At 45.8% G+C, this 15627-nt stretch carries 15 protein-coding genes; 9 read left to right on the forward strand and 6 right to left on the reverse strand.

Annotated elements, in window-relative coordinates:
• Window positions 1-35 precede the first annotated feature (35 nt).
• Complete coding sequence (locus MMB75_RS00585; RefSeq protein WP_029514300.1) at window positions 36-1067, reverse strand: PocR ligand-binding domain-containing protein; 1032 nt, start codon at window positions 1065-1067, stop codon at window positions 36-38.
• A 189-nt stretch (window positions 1068-1256) separates the two neighbouring features.
• Here MMB75_RS00585 and MMB75_RS00590 point away from each other — a divergent pair, with 189 nt between their 5' ends.
• From MMB75_RS00590 to MMB75_RS00605, 4 genes are all read left to right on the forward strand, one after another.
• Complete coding sequence (locus tag MMB75_RS00590; protein WP_016818681.1) at window positions 1257-2390, forward strand: glycerol dehydrogenase; 1134 nt, start codon at window positions 1257-1259, stop codon at window positions 2388-2390.
• A 1-nt stretch (window position 2391) separates the two neighbouring features.
• Window positions 2392-4152, forward strand: a complete 1761-nt coding sequence (gene dhaK, locus MMB75_RS00595; protein WP_017426766.1) for a dihydroxyacetone kinase subunit DhaK — start codon at window positions 2392-2394, stop codon at window positions 4150-4152.
• 164 nt (window positions 4153-4316) lie between these two features.
• Window positions 4317-4568: a hypothetical protein gene (locus MMB75_RS00600; RefSeq protein WP_013372537.1), complete on the forward strand. Its 252-nt coding sequence runs from the start codon at window positions 4317-4319 to the stop codon at window positions 4566-4568.
• Window positions 4569-5009: 441 nt separating this feature from the next.
• Entirely contained in the window at window positions 5010-6629 is a 1620-nt protein-coding gene (locus tag MMB75_RS00605) for a cellulase family glycosylhydrolase (RefSeq protein WP_026065408.1), read from the forward strand.
• Between the two features lie 279 nt (window positions 6630-6908).
• Here MMB75_RS00605 and MMB75_RS00610 read toward each other — a convergent pair whose 3' ends face one another.
• Window positions 6909-7913 (reverse strand): LLM class flavin-dependent oxidoreductase, encoded by a 1005-nt coding sequence (locus tag MMB75_RS00610; RefSeq protein ID WP_016818684.1) that lies wholly within the window; start codon window positions 7911-7913, stop codon window positions 6909-6911.
• Between the two features lie 153 nt (window positions 7914-8066).
• Here MMB75_RS00610 and MMB75_RS00615 point away from each other — a divergent pair, with 153 nt between their 5' ends.
• On the forward strand, window positions 8067-8390 hold the full coding sequence (locus MMB75_RS00615) for a DUF3817 domain-containing protein (RefSeq protein ID WP_016818685.1): 324 nt from the start codon (window positions 8067-8069) through the stop codon (window positions 8388-8390).
• Window positions 8391-8530: 140 nt separating this feature from the next.
• On the opposite strand, the gene MMB75_RS00620 is transcribed toward MMB75_RS00615, so the two are convergent.
• Window positions 8531-9487, reverse strand: coding sequence for an acetylxylan esterase (locus MMB75_RS00620; protein ID WP_031462028.1), 957 nt, complete (start codon window positions 9485-9487; stop codon window positions 8531-8533).
• Between the two features lie 35 nt (window positions 9488-9522).
• Window positions 9523-9786 carry a YkgJ family cysteine cluster protein gene (locus MMB75_RS00625; RefSeq protein ID WP_277507278.1) on the reverse strand — a complete coding sequence of 88 codons (264 nt, stop codon included), beginning with the start codon at window positions 9784-9786 and terminating at the stop codon, window positions 9523-9525.
• Between the two features lie 297 nt (window positions 9787-10083).
• Between MMB75_RS00625 and MMB75_RS00630 the strand changes: the two genes are divergently transcribed.
• Window positions 10084-10341 (forward strand): GlsB/YeaQ/YmgE family stress response membrane protein, encoded by a 258-nt coding sequence (locus MMB75_RS00630; RefSeq protein WP_013372531.1) that lies wholly within the window; start codon window positions 10084-10086, stop codon window positions 10339-10341.
• A 128-nt stretch (window positions 10342-10469) separates the two neighbouring features.
• Here the strand turns inward: MMB75_RS00630 and MMB75_RS00635 are convergent, their stop codons facing one another.
• On the reverse strand, window positions 10470-11762 hold the full coding sequence (locus MMB75_RS00635) for an MFS transporter (RefSeq protein ID WP_017426768.1): 1293 nt from the start codon (window positions 11760-11762) through the stop codon (window positions 10470-10472).
• A 280-nt stretch (window positions 11763-12042) separates the two neighbouring features.
• Between MMB75_RS00635 and MMB75_RS00640 the strand changes: the two genes are divergently transcribed.
• Genes MMB75_RS00640 through MMB75_RS00650 form a run of 3 tightly spaced genes read left to right on the forward strand, consistent with a single transcriptional unit; the run spans window position 12043 to window position 14347 of the window.
• Window positions 12043-12894 (forward strand): amino acid ABC transporter substrate-binding protein, encoded by an 852-nt coding sequence (locus MMB75_RS00640; protein WP_017426769.1) that lies wholly within the window; start codon window positions 12043-12045, stop codon window positions 12892-12894.
• 17 nt (window positions 12895-12911) lie between these two features.
• On the forward strand, window positions 12912-13580 hold the full coding sequence (locus tag MMB75_RS00645; RefSeq protein WP_044787610.1) for an amino acid ABC transporter permease: 669 nt from the start codon (window positions 12912-12914) through the stop codon (window positions 13578-13580).
• A gap of 14 nt (window positions 13581-13594) precedes the next feature.
• The gene (locus tag MMB75_RS00650) at window positions 13595-14347 is read left to right on the forward strand and encodes an amino acid ABC transporter ATP-binding protein (RefSeq protein WP_044787609.1); all 753 of its coding nucleotides are present in this window, start codon (window positions 13595-13597) and stop codon (window positions 14345-14347) included.
• Window positions 14348-14430: 83 nt separating this feature from the next.
• Here the strand turns inward: MMB75_RS00650 and MMB75_RS00655 are convergent, their stop codons facing one another.
• The gene (locus MMB75_RS00655) at window positions 14431-15591 is read right to left on the reverse strand and encodes an MFS transporter (protein ID WP_045244267.1); all 1161 of its coding nucleotides are present in this window, start codon (window positions 15589-15591) and stop codon (window positions 14431-14433) included.
• Between the last annotated feature and the right edge of the window lie 36 nt (window positions 15592-15627).

Consider the following 15627-nt stretch of genomic DNA (forward strand, 5'->3'; position numbering starts at 1 on the left):
TAATGATAGACCCATGAATCATCTGTTTTTTATATTTATCCCTTGTAATACTTTCGGTATACCGCGGGTGTTGTGCCTTCATATTTTTTGAATATTTTAATAAAATACCCTGGCTCATTAAAGCCGAGCTCACTACTGATCTGGGATACAGGGATATCTGTAGCTTCGAGCAGCTGCTTCGCCCATTTCATCTTTAAGCGGGCAAGATAGCTGGAAAAGTTCTCACCCGTTTCCTTCGCAAACAGCCGACTAAAATAACTCGGACTAATGTGACACAAGTCAGCCATGGCTTTTAGAGAGAAAGTTTCACCTTTGTGCTCATAAATATATTCAAAGGCGGGTTTGAGTACAGGATTTCCGCACGGAATATCCTCATCCCCTGAGGAGTTCAGATAGGCATCTGCTAAGAAATTATTCATTTCTTTCTTAAGGCTTTCGATATGCTTCAGCGAGTAGCCAGGAAGGATATCAGACAATTGCGGACTGGACTGTATGGCCGAAGCCTTTTCGAACATTTCCGCGAGAAGATTTTTGTTCATTGCTTCTTCAACAATATAATTACACAATAAGGATAACATGTTGGAGATCATCTGAATTTCCTGATAGGTCATCGTCGGCAGATCGGCATAGTAGTCCTTAAGTTCCTCCCATTTGGAGCTGTACAGTTTTTCATTTTTTGATGTGAGGATTTGTTCCAGCTGTAAAGCGTTCGAAGGATCGGCTAGGCGAACCTGACCTGCCATGACGGCGCCAATGTACTTATCGTCGATAATGATTGGTACCGCGATGTCAACGATGTCATAATGACAGAGATAAATATAAGGTTTGTTGGAACGCACCGCTTCAAGTCCACCACGAGAGTCACATTTCTGGCAGTAGGGAAGGAGATTCTCATCTTGGCGAACCTTCTTGCAGAACGATTGACATTGGCTGTGACTAGTTACGGGATTCCCTCTATAATCGACGGTGAGAATGGCTAATTTGGTAACGGATGCTAATGAATCCTGCAACTGCTCCCACTTTTTCAAATCAAAGATTTTCTGGATGCTCAAATGTTCACGTATCAAGATTCCCATCCCTTAATAGTAAATTATCCTGTAAGCAACAACAAAAAAGTACAATTCACATGCTTCAGTGCAAAAAAATACGATTGCAAATTATAATATATTCCTTGATTCCTCCAATGTAAAGTTCACATGGTTCGTTTATAGTTTTAATCAGAACGAAACCAACACCATTAAAGGGAGGAATTATAGATGAGAAAAGCTTTTATCAGCCCAAGCAAATATGTACAAGGTGAAAACGAATTGTTGAATTTGGGTTACTATGTGAGTACCTTTGGCAAATCTGCTTTACTGATCGCGCATCCAGCCGATGTGGAGCGGGTGAAAGATAAGCTTGATTCCACTACGGAAAAGTATAACGTAACCTTTATTGAAAGCGGTTTTATGGGTGAGTGCTCCAGACAAGAAGTGTCTAGACTCCAAGAAATCGCCACTGCGAATGGATGTGATTGCATCGTTGGTCTCGGCGGCGGCAAAGCGATTGACGCGGCGAAATGTGTGGCACAAGGGGAAGCGCTTATCATCTGTCCGACGATTGCTGCGACGGATGCGCCGACAAGTCACTCGGCCGTTCTTTATACTCCAGAAGGCGCATTCGACGATTACGCCTATTTTAAACAAAGCCCGAGTGTCGTATTAGTTGACACCACTGTAATTGCCAATGCACCAACCCGATTCCTCGTATCAGGTATGGGTGATGCACTATCGACATACTTTGAAGCCCGTGCGACCTCTCGCTCTTACTCCAGGGTCAACGCTGGACTGCCTAATGGAGTACGCGAGGGACAGTGTGCGCCAGCCGTAGGTACGAATGCGGCGTTGGCACTTGCAACGTTATGCTATGAAATGCTCTTAAAAGACGGTGCCAAAGCAAAAGCGGCATGCGATGAAAATCATGTTACACAAGCACTCGAAAATATCATTGAAACTAATATTTTACTCTCAGGTCTTGGCTTCGAAAGCGGCGGACTTGCTGCGGCCCATGCGATTCATGATGGACTCACCATTCTGGAAGGCACGCATCACTATTACCATGGAGAAAAAGTCGCGTTCGGTACGATCGCACAGCTGGTGCTCGAAAACGCACCGACGGAAGAATTACATCAGGTACTGGATTTCTGTTTAACCATCGGTTTGCCGGTCTGCTTGGCCGATATCGGTGTCGATCATATCAGCCAGGAAGAACTCATGGAAGTAGCTGCTAAAGCCTGCATTGAGGAGGAATCGATTCATGCCATGCCGTTTCCGATCACGGTAGAGCAGGTTGCAGCGGCAATTGCTGCGGCCGACCGGATCGGCAGCCAGTACAAAGCGGAGGTAAAATAGCATGAAAAAGGTCATCAACCGTACGGAAAATTTGGTTCTTGAGATGTGCAGTGGTATCGCGCTCGCGCATCCCGAGTTGGAATTTCTACCAAAATATAAAGTGCTCAAGAAAAAGGAACTGAACACGGAGAAAGTAACGCTCATCAGCGGTGGTGGCAGCGGACACGAGCCCGCTCACGCCGGCTTTGTCGGCAAGGGGATGCTCGATGCGGCGGTCTGCGGTGATGTTTTTGCCTCTCCTTCGCAAATTCAAGTGTATCAGGCCATCCGAGCAACAGCTGGGAAAAAAGGCACACTGCTGATTATCAAAAACTACAGCGGCGATATCATGAACTTTAGAAACGGCGCTCATCTGGCTGCTGAAGATGGTTTGGAAGTGGACTATGTAAAGATCGAAGACGACATCGCTGTAGAAGACAGTCTATATACGGTCGGACGGCGCGGTGTAGCGGGCACGGTACTTGTGCATAAGATCGCGGGTGCAGCGGCAGAAGAGGGGCGTAGTTTGGCAGAAGTCAAAGCAGTGGCGGAGAAAGCCGCTGCGAATGTACGCAGTATCGGATTTGCATTGACGTCGTGCACCGTGCCGGCGAAGGGCTCGCCAACGTTTGAGCTCGGGCCTGATGAAATCGAATACGGCGTTGGCATTCACGGCGAGCCTGGAATCAGACGCGAGAAGCTGACAGATGCGGATACGCTGGCACGCAGAATGGTAACCGACCTCCTTCGAGACATGCAGATCGAAAACGGATTCAGCGGAGAAATTGCACTGCTAATCAATGGTTTTGGCGGTACGCCTCTGCAAGAACTGTATCTTTTCAATTATGCGGTCACTCGCGAACTAGCAGCGAAGGGAATCAAGATCAATCGATCTTTCGTCAACAATTATATGACAAGTATCGATATGGCGGGCATCTCAGTTTCAATCATGAAGCTGGACGACGAACTGCAAACCTTACTTTCCCATGAAAGCAACACGCCTGCGTTCAAGGTGTCTGGACCTGCTGATCAAGTCGTGTTCACAGATCTATCAACTGTAGCAGACGAAAATCGGCAAGTATCTTTCGAGGTGGAAACCGCCCCTGCTTTTGCAGTTATTGAGGATAACAAGATTACGTTGAACAACCTGATATACCTGGTTGACAAAATGAGCGAGGTTATCATCAAGAATGAGGTGCCTTTCTGCGATCTTGATTCTCATGCAGGCGATGGCGACTTTGGCATGAGTGTTGCCAAGGGGTTCCGTCAGCTGAAACGGGAATGGAGCGACATCCTACACCAAGATTCCTTGACGATGGGAAGCTTTCTCCATTCATGCTCGCTCGTCATCATGGAATACTGCGGTGGGGCTTCGGGTCCGATCTGGGGCTCAGCATTTCGCGCGGCAGCACGATCTGCGGGTGAACGAAGCGAACTGACCATTGCCGAATTCGCGGATATGATGCAGGCTGCGGTGCAAGGCATACAGTCGACAGGTGAACGTTCTTTCGGCAGAGGAGCCGTCGTGGGTGATAAAACGCTTATTGATGCATTAGTGCCATGTGCGGATAGCTGGGTAGAGAGCGCGAAATCAAATGTTGACGTGAAGGAAGCCTTTGTGCGAGGAGCTCAAGCCGCTGTCCTAGGGGCCAAAAAGACAGAAAACATCGTGGCGCGTATGGGACGTGCCGGAGCGGTCGGAGAGAGAAGCCTTGGTTATCCAGACGCGGGGGCTTATGCGCTTGGAGTGATTTTTACGGAGCTTGCTGAATGTTTGAACTAATTCGCTAATTCTTAAAAATTCAAGGTTTGTTCATTGCAATTGGGATGCATTAGGTTTATAATTTCAGACGGATTCAAAAGGCTTATCCCTGGATCCGTGGGAGTTCATCCCATCTGAGCAAGCATACTTGCATGCTCAAATAAGAATTAAGCGAGGGATTTACAATGAAAACCTGCTGCACCATCCAAGTTGACGAAGACAGTTTAGTTATTGATTTGCCAGAAGAAGGAACCACGCTAGAGTCCCTGCTCGGTGATATTGAGAGCTGTGGAGGCAGTGAAGAACCTTGGCTACAACTTATAGACAAGGTGATGGGTAACTCATCTGAGACTGTACTGACAGATCAAGCGACGGATGGCGGCGATATGAACGAAGATCAGGCAACCCAAGAACCTCAAGCTGCCGCTAAGGGGTAATAAGGACATCATACGTTAAGACGATATTGTTAACATTATCCGATCATATACAAGATCATGATAAGACTGCTGTACCGAGCCTAGGCATCGGGAAGCAGTCTTTTTTTAAGTTAAAGAGTTGCAATTGAGACTCTTTTTAACCTGTTAACCAGCCAAAATTGGCCAAATTTTCCAATAGCTAAATGAGACTTTTGTCCCTTCAGTACTCTACAGTAGCCAACTAAGGGGTACATATCCCAAAACCGTGACTTCTTATTCATTTTCTAGCATAAAGTCGAAATGTAACATGTAACTAACTATAATAGTAGTAACATCCATATACAGGTAAGTGACATCGAAGGTTGGACCTGATCCTTTTATTGTATGAAGGAAGGGGCGAAAAAGCGGAGAACAACGTACTGATAAGTCTCATCTACTTTATTAAAAGGAAGGAATGTGTAAATAATGAACAGGCAATGGATCCTGCCAAGGATCGCAAAAAAAGTAGCAGTACTGCTAACAGCAGTGTTGCTATTAACGTTAACGAATGGGTTTAACTGGAATGCGTCAACAGCAGAGGCGGCCGGGACGACCCCTGTGGAACGTTACGGACAACTTTCAGTAAAGAGCGGTAAACTGGTGGATAAAAATGGACAGCCTGTACAGCTCAAGGGCATTAGTTCTCATGGCGTCCAATGGTTTGGAGATCTGGTGAATCAGGACACTATGAAATGGTTGCGGGACGATTGGGGCATTTCCGTGTTTCGAGTTGCGTTGTACACTGAAGAAAACGGTTATATTGCCAATCCTTCATTGAAAAATAAAGTGAAGGAAGCCATTGAGGCAGCACAGAAATTGGGCCTGTACGTCATTATTGACTGGCACATTCTCTCAGATGGCGATCCGAACATTCATAAAAATGAAGCCAAAGCTTTCTTTAATGAATTTTCCACTAAGTATGGTCATTTGCCTAACGTAATCTATGAACTTGCTAATGAGCCGAATGGGAATGTGAACTGGAACAATCAAATTCGACCTTATGCATCCGAGGTATCTCAGGTTATTCGAGCTAAGGACCCGGATAATATTATTATTGTAGGAACAGGTACCTGGAGTCAGGATGTACATGATGCAGCAGACCATCCACTTCCAGACAAAAATACAATGTATACCGTGCATTTCTATGCGGGAACACATGGACAATATTTGCGCGATCGGGTTGATTATGCACTGAACAAGGGTGTAGGCATTTTTGCTACCGAGTGGGGGACAAGCGACGCTTCGGGTAACGGTGGCCCTTTCCTGAATGAATCCAAAGTATGGACTGACTTTCTGGCTAGCCGTAAAATCAGTTGGGCCAATTGGTCGCTTGCTGACAAAAATGAGACCTCGGCTGCGCTGTTGCCTGGCGCCGATCGCAAGGGTGGATGGCCTGATTCACAATTAACAGCTTCCGGCAAATTCGTAAAACAGGCAATTCTGGAAGGCTCCAGCAGTTATGGTGGAGGAGGAAGCAACGGCGGAAATACCGGCGGAAACGGCAACAATGGCGGTAGTAACGATGGTGGAAATAGCGGTGGAAACAATGGTAACGATCACAGTGGAAGTACACCAGGCGGTAATAATGAAGGGATCGTGCTTCAATATCGCACCGATGATACGAATGCCAAGGATAATGCGATCCGACCTCAATTTAATATCAAAAATACGGGTAAAACAGCTGTGAAGCTGAGTGATCTGAAAATTCGCTACTATTATACAGATGAGAGCAAACAAGCTCAGCAGTTTTTTGTAGACTGGGCCAAGATTGGCAACGAAAAGGTAAAAGCGACTTTTGTAACATTGCCAAAGCCGAAGGTCAAGGCAGATAAATATGTAGAAATTTCTTTCACAGATGGAGCAGGAACGATTCAGCCCGGCGGCGAAACCGGGGAAATTCAATCCCGTATTCATGCTGCAAATTGGAGCAACTTTGATGAGACCAACGATTACTCCTATGGTGCTACCCAAACAGCATTCGCGGACTGGGACCATGGCACCGTATATCAGCAAGGTAAGCTGGTATGGGGTATAGAACCCTAGAAATTCAGCCATGACAAACTTGGCTGGAGTGAGTAAAGAGATGGGACTTTTGGTTGCACTCTTTTGAAGAAATGAAGTATAGCTTATGCGCCTTTGGTATATGGATGATGGAACTTTAGAAGTAAACAACTTATACTTCAGTTCCGATGGATATACTACTAAAGTACCATATGACATTCGACTTTTGTGGTATCTATATTACAACAAACCCCCGCTGTTGCCTTTATAGGCAGGCGGGGGTTTTAATGTTAATGAAAATGAGCATCTGTTCATCTGTGTTTATACCAAATTAAAAGCTTTGGCCAGCAGACGGTAGGACTGAACACGTTTATTGAAGTCATGAATGGAAGAAACGACCAGTAATTCATCGGTACGATACTGCTCAGCCAGTCTTAGCAGCTGTTCCTTGCACTGCTCAGGAGTACCAACAACACGCCATGCTGCAGACTGGCGCAGCCGTTCACGATCAAATTCTGTATAGGGATAGGACATGGCTGTTTTCACCGATGGAAGAGAATTCATTTCTTTACCCTGCATGAGTAAAAGGAAATACAAACTAGCACTGGATGCCAGCTGCTCAGCTTCCTCTTCAGTTTCAGCGCAGGCTACCGTAACTGCCGCCATGGAGTGAGGCTTATCTCCTAAAATCGAAGGCATGAATTGCTCGTGGTAACGCGCGGTAGCTTCTACGCCGCCCGGAGTACCGAAAAATTGGGCAAAGGCGTAGGAGGCACCCATCATCGCGGCCAATCTGGCGCTCTCCCCGCTGGAGCCAAGCAACCATAATTCAGGAACGGTTGATATCATCGGGGAGGCATGAAGGCCAGCAAACCGATGATTGTCAGGCACCGAATCATGGAAATAGTCGATTAAATCTAGAATCTGCTGTGGATATTGTTCGACAGCTTGGTATTTCCCTTCCTGCAATGCGCGAGTAGCCAGCGGCAAGCCGCCTGGAGCACGTCCTATTCCCAAGTCAATGCGTCCAGGGTGGAGCGCCTCCAGTAACCGGAAGTTTTCAGCTACTTTATAGGCGCTATAGTGCGGCAGCATAATGCCGCCTGAACCCACACGAATCCGCGATGTGTGAGCAGCCAAATGGGCAATCAATACCTCGGGACTGGAGTGTGCTAGTGTTTTGGACGCATGATGCTCGGATACCCAATAACGGCTGTACCCCAGTTGATCAGCTTCACGCGCTAAATCTGTTGTATTAGACAATGCATCTTGAGCAGAACCGCCTTCAGGAATATGAGACTGGTCCAGTATACCCAGTTTAAGCATTTTACAATCACCTCTTACACAACTGTATCAAACACAACCCATTTGGTCAAAATTCAAAACTGGATAGGTTGGAGTTTGGGCATCTTTTCGTTATAATAAAGGATGCATAAGGGATGAGAGAACATCTCTGCTCATGGAGAGGGGATTACATTTGTGTTAAGAACACCTTTAGGGCGTGTCCGGCTCATGCTCTGGATTCAAGCTATAGCGTATTTGGCGATACTATTCACCCACCAGCCGCTGCAAGCTGCGGGCATGACCCAGGCGGTTATGGTGATTGGTAACATATACCGGGTGAGCTTTCTGTTGCTCCTCGTCGCTTTAATCTATGGAAAAACCGCACTGCATTGGCCTTTACGGCGGCCTCTTTTCATTATGTTTGCATCCTTCATTCCGTTTGGTCTAATGATTATGGATTTTGTTTGGGTGCGAAAATGGACAGGGGATTCGACAGCAGAACAGAGAACTGCATCGTAAACTTTACAGGAGAGGTGCTTCGCTGTGAACTGTCGAGGAGCTTGTCTATGGAAGCGAGATTGGCTCCGATGCAGTAGAAAGAACATTGCGCAGATGGATGCGTGGTGTTCTTTTTTTATGCACCGGAGGAAACCGTTAACTCAATGTAATGCTAAGGTTTGAACTAAAAATTCAGCCGTCTTGCGTCTGTGGAAACCTTCAACCCAATGTCCCGTGAATGGATAAATTTCAATCGTCTTTGGTGATTCAATGCGGTTGTAAGCAGCGAAAATCGTCTCTGGCATACACACTGTATCCTTCAACCCTACAGATACCATGACAGGGATACCAATGCGATGAGCTAGATTCATCACGTCAAAATAACTCAATGTATGTAGTACCTGCTCCAAATGCTCGGGGAAGCGGTTTGCGAATTCGGCAGCTTCTGTCAGTGAACTGGTAGAATTCATCATGCCAAAATCCATATGACACATATTGGGAATATCCGCTACCGTCGTAGCAACTTTATCGCTGAGCGCAGCCACCATTAATGCAAGTCCACCGCCCTGGCTGGCGCCACTGATTGCGATTTTAGCCGAATCGACGTCGGCTTGCTCCGCCGCCCAGTCTACGGCTCTAAGGGCATCGGTTGTAATCGTTTTGTAGTAGCAGGTATCCTTGTCCAATATTCCTTTCGTGACCCAGCCTTTAACGGTTCCGTGAGGGTCATTCCGACGGTCCCCCGTTTCTCCTCCCTGACCACGAACATCTACCGCCAATACAGCAAAACCAAGCATTAGCCAAGATGAATAATCTTCAGGATAGCCCTTTCCGCCTGTGTAGCCATGAAACAGAACGATGCATGGCAGCTTCTGATCTCCTGAAAATCGGGGACGTACATACCAGGCATGCAGAGGCGTATCATCGATCCCCTCAAAAGTGACCCGATAGGCCATCATATGAGGATACGGTGTTTCTACGGGCGTTTTGAATGCACGTACAGGTTTGGCGTGAACTTCTTTCAGTGTTTTGTCCCAAAATAAATTCATATCTTTAGGGGTGGTAAGATCGGGAACGTACTGCTTCAATTCGGCAATTCTTTTTTCAATAACATTCATAATCAAAAATTCTCCTTCATATAGAATGAGTTCTCTTAGGCATTACTCGGTAAAGTGGATTTCTCCAGCTCGCTCAGCAGTTCAAATGCTCTTTCATTAGTGTCTCCGCATGTATCCTTATCCGCATGAAAGCCACTGCATACAGCAGGACGCTCAGATTTTCCAAATAATTGGCAGCGGTAATCAGGCGTGAGTTGAGGGCAAGGAACACCAGCGGGTTTTCCGTCTGGCATGCCGGGAATAGGGGAAGAAATCGTAATGGCAATGCAACATGCAGCACATCCTACTCGACACTTCAGAGGGGGTCACTCCTTAATAATCTGTTATTTTTGTAACCTATGCATGAAGTGACTTCAGTGAAGCCATAATGTGAGGATGGCACAAAAAAAGCAGGAATACAAGGATAAACGGATAGGAGACACACTTTTCACACAAAGAGCATAAATAATCTGGGAGGCACGTAGGATGGTATCAAGCCCCCAAATCAGCGTACCATTGAGTGGTAATATTAACCATTTGGTCTCTGTGTGTTCAAAAGGAGTTCGAGTGGTTAATAATAGAACACAACGATAAAAACTAAAACGAGGTGACGCAAAATGAGTTGGTTATGGGCATTGATTGTTGGTGGTATTATTGGTTGGTTGGCAGGAATTATCGCAGGTCGTGATGTTCCGGGTGGTGTGATTGGTAACATCATCGCTGGTTTTATCGGTGGATGGTTGGGTAGCTTGATTCTGGGAGACTGGGGTCCTGAAATCGGATCGTTCTACATCGTTCCTGCATTAATTGGTGCGATTGTGCTAGTCGTGATTGTGAGCTTGATCTTCCGTTCCGTTGGACGGAGCAGAGGCTAACTTTACGAATTATTGAATAGACCCGTCCCGATGGGGCGCGAGTTAAAAATGGAAAAAAGCTGCTTCCGCAAGGTTCACAAATGAACCTGTGGGAGCAGCTTTTTTTTTGAGATAAAGTTACATAGTTTCTATTGAAATCGTCTGATATGAGGAACAATTAGCACGCCCAGCACGATACACATGCCGATGGTTGCAAACATACCAATGGTGAGGATACCGCCAAGCTTGTCCGCCACGGCACCTACGGCCAGATAGCCGACAGGAAGCAGTGCGAAGGAAAACATCAAATCCAGACTGGCTACACGTCCAAAGGATTCAGCGGGAACTAATTCCTGCAGGCTTGTCTCCCAGATGATCGCAAAAATCATAATACCAAATCCTTCGAGCATCATGCTCATAATCAATCCTGGCATCCAGGTGACTATGGACAACAGCAGTAAGGCAAGACCGCTGACAAAAGCTCCTAAGTAAGCGAGCAGACCGCGGTGTTTCCAATGCTTGCGTGATCCATACACAAAGGCTCCCAACATGGCACCAATGCCACTACTTGCCATTGCGATGCCGTATACGACTGGATTATAGCCATGATGCACCTTGAACAGCCATGGGATGAGCACAGCGATAATACCTGAATAACAGATATTAATGAAAGAAAAGGCGAGTATCGTAATCCATAGCCAAGGATGGCTTTTAAGAATAGCAAAACCTGCTATAAAATCCTTGAGAAAATGTTGTCCACCCTGATCTACCTGTTCTGAACTGGTCTGACGTTTGCCGATGATGGAGGCCAAATGAGCACTTAGCATCCAAAAACAGGCAAATGATACCAGGTAAGCGATAGAATCCAGTCCAAAGCCGACACCGGGAGAGGAAAAGGATACAATAAAGCCTCCTAGCGGAGGACCGAGTAGACGAACAGCTTGTATGCTGATTTGACTTAGCGCATTGGCAGCATTGCGGATGTCCGGTGTAAACACTTGTGCACGTAAGGCTGAATAAGCCGGATTAAAGATACCATCCATCAATCCGTACAACGCAAGCCCAACGAATAGGAACGGCAACTTCATCCCGTCCGTAAACATCAGCACCGAAGCAACGAACATCAGACCAAAGCGGGCGACATTCGTGAACAGAAGGAGGCGAATTCGGTCGATTCTGTCCACGATCATTCCTGCGAAAGGAAGAATAAGTACATTTGGCAGCATATAAACCGTCATCGCCAATCCCATGATGGTGGTGGAGCCTGTCAGAGAATAGATAACCAGTGGCAAAATGACTGTCGTGACGGAGCTTCCTAACATCGCGATCCAATGTCCAAGCCATAAGAGGGTGAACGCTTTGGATTGTTTTAAAGGTGAAGTAAAGGTAGCCCAGGCCGAGTGCCTTCCTTCAGGGGATAAAGTTGTATTTTGGGTATCCATGATCACACTCCGGTAAATATTTCTAATCTGTATATTAAAATCTATTATACGAAATCTCTTATGTAATGGTACACAAAAAAGTTGCTGCGAGGGCAGTGAAGATGAATAGCCAGCCTATGATGGAGTCAACCTAGAATAGCATTAGATGATAAAAAAATATAACTTACCTTTTGGATAGGGATTATTGGATAAAAGCATTGACGTGCGAAAATGAATGATGTACTATTCAATGACCAGCCTGTGCTAGGTTATCAAGAAAAAGGGAAAGAGTGTGGATAACATGAAAAAATTTAGTTTTTTACCGATTGTACTCATCGTGATGGCATTGCTGGTTTCGGCTTGCGGCAACAATGATAAAGGCGCTAGCACGAATGATGCATCTACCGGAGGGAACGGTTCTAATAATGGAAAAGCAGATACAACGGCTGCAGCTACCCTTGAATCTGTAAAAGCGAGTGGCAAGCTGAGAATTGGTACGGAAGGTACCTATGCTCCGTTTACGTACCATGATGCTGCTGGCAAATTGACAGGCTTTGACGTCGATATTGCAACCGAAGTAAGTAAGCGGCTGGGTGTGCAACCAGAATTTATCGAGACACAATGGGACGGAATATTTGCAGGCTTGAACTCCAAGCGGTTTGACGCAGTATTCAATGAAGTGTCCATTACAGATGAGCGTAAGCAAAAATATGATTTCTCCGATCCATATATTGTCTCCAAGGCGGTTCTGATCGTGAGTGATGATAATACGGACATCCAAAAATTTGCTGATTTAAAAGGTAAAAAGGCAGGGCAATCTCTGACTAGCAACCTGACTCAAATCGCAAAAAGCAACGGGGCGGAAATTGTAGCAACCGAAGGATTCAACCAAGCTATTGACCTCCTCACTTCCAAACGGGTAGATGCGACCGTCAACGACGGATTATCCTATCTGGATCTGAAAAAGCAAAAGCCTGATGCTCCAATCAAAAAGGTGGACGAATCTTCGGATGCTTCACACAGCGCAGCAGTATTTAATAAAGGTAGCGAAGATTTGATCAAGGAAGTCAACAAAGCGTTGGCTGATATGAAGGCTGACGGTACGTATCTGAAAATTTCTGAAAAATATTTTGGAGCCGATGTGTCCAAATAATAAAGGATGTCTGTACAATGGATGATCGCCAAATACAAATTATTATGGATTCATTATTGCCTCTGCTAAAAGCAGGGGTTTCTTTTACGATTCCGCTCACACTGATCTCATTTGCTCTGGGACTTGTGCTGGCGCTAATCACTGCACTCGCCCGGTTGTCCAAATGGAGAATACTCAAGCTGATCTTCGGCTTCTATGTATGGGTGATTCGAGGAACTCCTTTGCTGGTGCAATTGTATATTATTTTCTACGGTTTACCTTCTGTTGGTATTACACTGGACCCGTTTATTGCTTCAGTGATCGGCTTTACGCTTAGCGTGGGGGCCTACAGTTCTGAAATTATGCGTGCCGCTATTATTTCCATTCAAGAGGGTCAATGGGAGGCGGGATATTCCTTGGGGATGACACGCTGGCAAGTGCTGCGGCGGATCGTGCTTCCTCAAGCTTCCCGTGTATCCGTACCCCCGCTTGCCAACTCATTCATCAGCTTGGTAAAGGATACCTCACTGGCTGCCACCATCACCTATGTGGAAATGTTCAGAACGGCTAATCAGATTGTAGCTACCACCTACGAACCGCTATTAGTTTATACCGAGGCTGGAGTTATTTACCTGCTATTTAGCACGATATTGACTGTGCTGCAAAATGATTTGGAAAAGCGTCTCAGCCGTTATTCCATTAGATAAAGGAGATTGTACCGGTGATCCAAATTCGGAATATACACAAGTCGTTCGGCTCGCTGGAAGTGCTTAAGGGGATTGGCGTGACGCTCGATAAGGGAAAAGTGCTTGTGATTATCGGTCCTTCCGGTTCTGGTAAAACAACGCTTTTACGCTGCTTGAATTTGCTAGAGGTTCCCGATCAGGGAGAAATTCAGGTAGGTGATATTGCCCTGAATTTTGCGAAAGGAACGAAGCCTCGACAAGAAAACATTTTGGCGCTGCGTAAGCGGACAGGGATGGTATTTCAATCCTACAACCTCTTCCCGCATATGACTGCGATACAAAATGTGATGGAGGGGCAAGTCACGGTTCAGAAAAAAAGCAAGGACGAAGCGCGCAAACGTGCATTGGAGCTGCTGAAGAAGGTGGGACTGGCTGATAAAGCAGAATCCTATCCGCATCAATTGTCGGGAGGACAGCAACAACGGGTCGGTATTGCCCGGGCAATGGCGGTCGAACCTGAGGTGCTTTTGTTCGACGAGCCGACCTCTGCTCTTGATCCCGAGTTGGTAGGTGAGGTGCTCAAGGTTATAAAGCAATTGGCTGCCGAAGGAATGACGATGGTTATTGTCACCCATGAAATGAAATTTGCGGCAGAGGTTGCGGATCATGTAATCCTGATGGATCAGGGCGTAATCATTGAACAGGGTACGCCACATCAGGTGCTGGAGCAGCCGACCAGTCCACGGGCCATCCAGTTTTTGAATCGACTGAGTGGGGAAACGGAATAAACTGAACAGAAAGGCAGCTACAGCCGGGGGTTAAAAATAACGCCCAGGCCAGTAGCTGCCTTTTATCCATCAGTAGTCCTCTTTTATTTCACTTTAATTTTTAATGTAATCAGAAAGGTAATCAAAAGAATACAACAGCCTGTTAGGAATGGAGCGAACATATTCGCATCAAATAAAAATCCCGCGAGAGTAGGACCCAAAATATTCCCCACACTCATATAGGCATTGTTCATACCAGCTACATATCCTTGCTCATTTCCTGCCATCTTCGACAATTGTGTATTAAGAGCTGGACGAAGCATAGCTGTGGCAAAGAAAATAAGGGAAGTCACAAGAAAAATACTCCAAAAATCTTTGGCAAAGAGAAGTAAAATATAAGCGGCAGAGGTGAATAGAAGCGAGCCTTTGATCAACCTTTTTTCACCAAACTGCTTGATCATTTTAGCCACAACCAAAGCCTGCATACCGACGCCGATCACAGCACCTACAGTTAGAAGGACTGAAATATGTTGTGGTGAGAATTGGAAGCGATTCGTTACATATAAACCAAGAACGGATTCAAAGTTAGCGAGTCCAAAAGTCATCACCAGGACAATGACAAAGAACATCGCATATTTTGACTTTAATGATCTTGCATATTGTTTGAAAATAGATTCCCTTCGATGAGTTGTTGCCCGTGCTGCCTTCATTTGTTCTTTCGATAAGCTTTCAGGTAAATAAACGATTGAAAAAATAACTGCAATCATAGCTGTACCTGTTGCTGTATACAGCGGCACTCTCGTTCCATATCCTGCAAGAAGGCCGCCAAGTCCTGGACCAATGACAAATCCAAATGACATCGCTGCCGCTAGCAGGCTATTTCCTTTGGCACGTTCTTCGGTTGTTGTAATATCAGCTACATATGCCATCATGGGTGGAATAATCAGGGCTGCTGCAACTCCTTCCAGAAGTCTTGAGGTGTACAGCATCCACAGCTCATCCCCAATAGCAAACATAAATTTAGCTACAGCAAAAATAATAACACCTACGACGATAAAAACTTTTCTCCCATATCGATCAGACAGCTGTCCAGTTATGGGAGAGAGCAAGAATTGCGTTATTCCATAGGCTGCTACCAATAAACCGATGGCTCGCCCACTGGCACCAAATTCAATGATCAATTCCGGAAGAATAGGGGTAATCAAACCAACGCCGACCATCACAATGAATATATTAATCATGAGAATTACGAGTATTCTTTTCATACAAAAAACCTCCTTATCCATTAGTTCTGGATAGGA

Source organism: Paenibacillus sp. P2(2022) (genome assembly GCF_029522175.1).
Lineage (GTDB): Bacteria > Bacillota > Bacilli > Paenibacillales > Paenibacillaceae > Paenibacillus > Paenibacillus polymyxa.

Excerpts from the sequence above, each read along its gene's own strand:
- MMB75_RS00590 (WP_016818681.1), top strand. The coding sequence starts at position 1,257 with ATGAGAAAAGCTTTTATCAGCCCAAGCAAATATGTACAAGGTGAAAAC.
- dhaK (WP_017426766.1), top strand. The coding sequence starts at position 2,392 with ATGAAAAAGGTCATCAACCGTACGGAAAATTTGGTTCTTGAGATGTGC.
- MMB75_RS00600 (WP_013372537.1), top strand. The coding sequence starts at position 4,317 with ATGAAAACCTGCTGCACCATCCAAGTTGACGAAGACAGTTTAGTTATT.
- MMB75_RS00610 (WP_016818684.1), bottom strand. The coding sequence starts at position 7,913 with ATGCTTAAACTGGGTATACTGGACCAGTCTCATATTCCTGAAGGCGGT.
- MMB75_RS00620 (WP_031462028.1), bottom strand. The coding sequence starts at position 9,487 with ATGAATGTTATTGAAAAAAGAATTGCCGAATTGAAGCAGTACGTTCCC.
- MMB75_RS00630 (WP_013372531.1), top strand. The coding sequence starts at position 10,084 with ATGAGTTGGTTATGGGCATTGATTGTTGGTGGTATTATTGGTTGGTTG.
- MMB75_RS00635 (WP_017426768.1), bottom strand. The coding sequence starts at position 11,762 with ATGGATACCCAAAATACAACTTTATCCCCTGAAGGAAGGCACTCGGCC.
- MMB75_RS00640 (WP_017426769.1), top strand. The coding sequence starts at position 12,043 with ATGAAAAAATTTAGTTTTTTACCGATTGTACTCATCGTGATGGCATTG.
- MMB75_RS00645 (WP_044787610.1), top strand. The coding sequence starts at position 12,912 with ATGGATGATCGCCAAATACAAATTATTATGGATTCATTATTGCCTCTG.
- MMB75_RS00655 (WP_045244267.1), bottom strand. The coding sequence starts at position 15,591 with ATGAAAAGAATACTCGTAATTCTCATGATTAATATATTCATTGTGATG.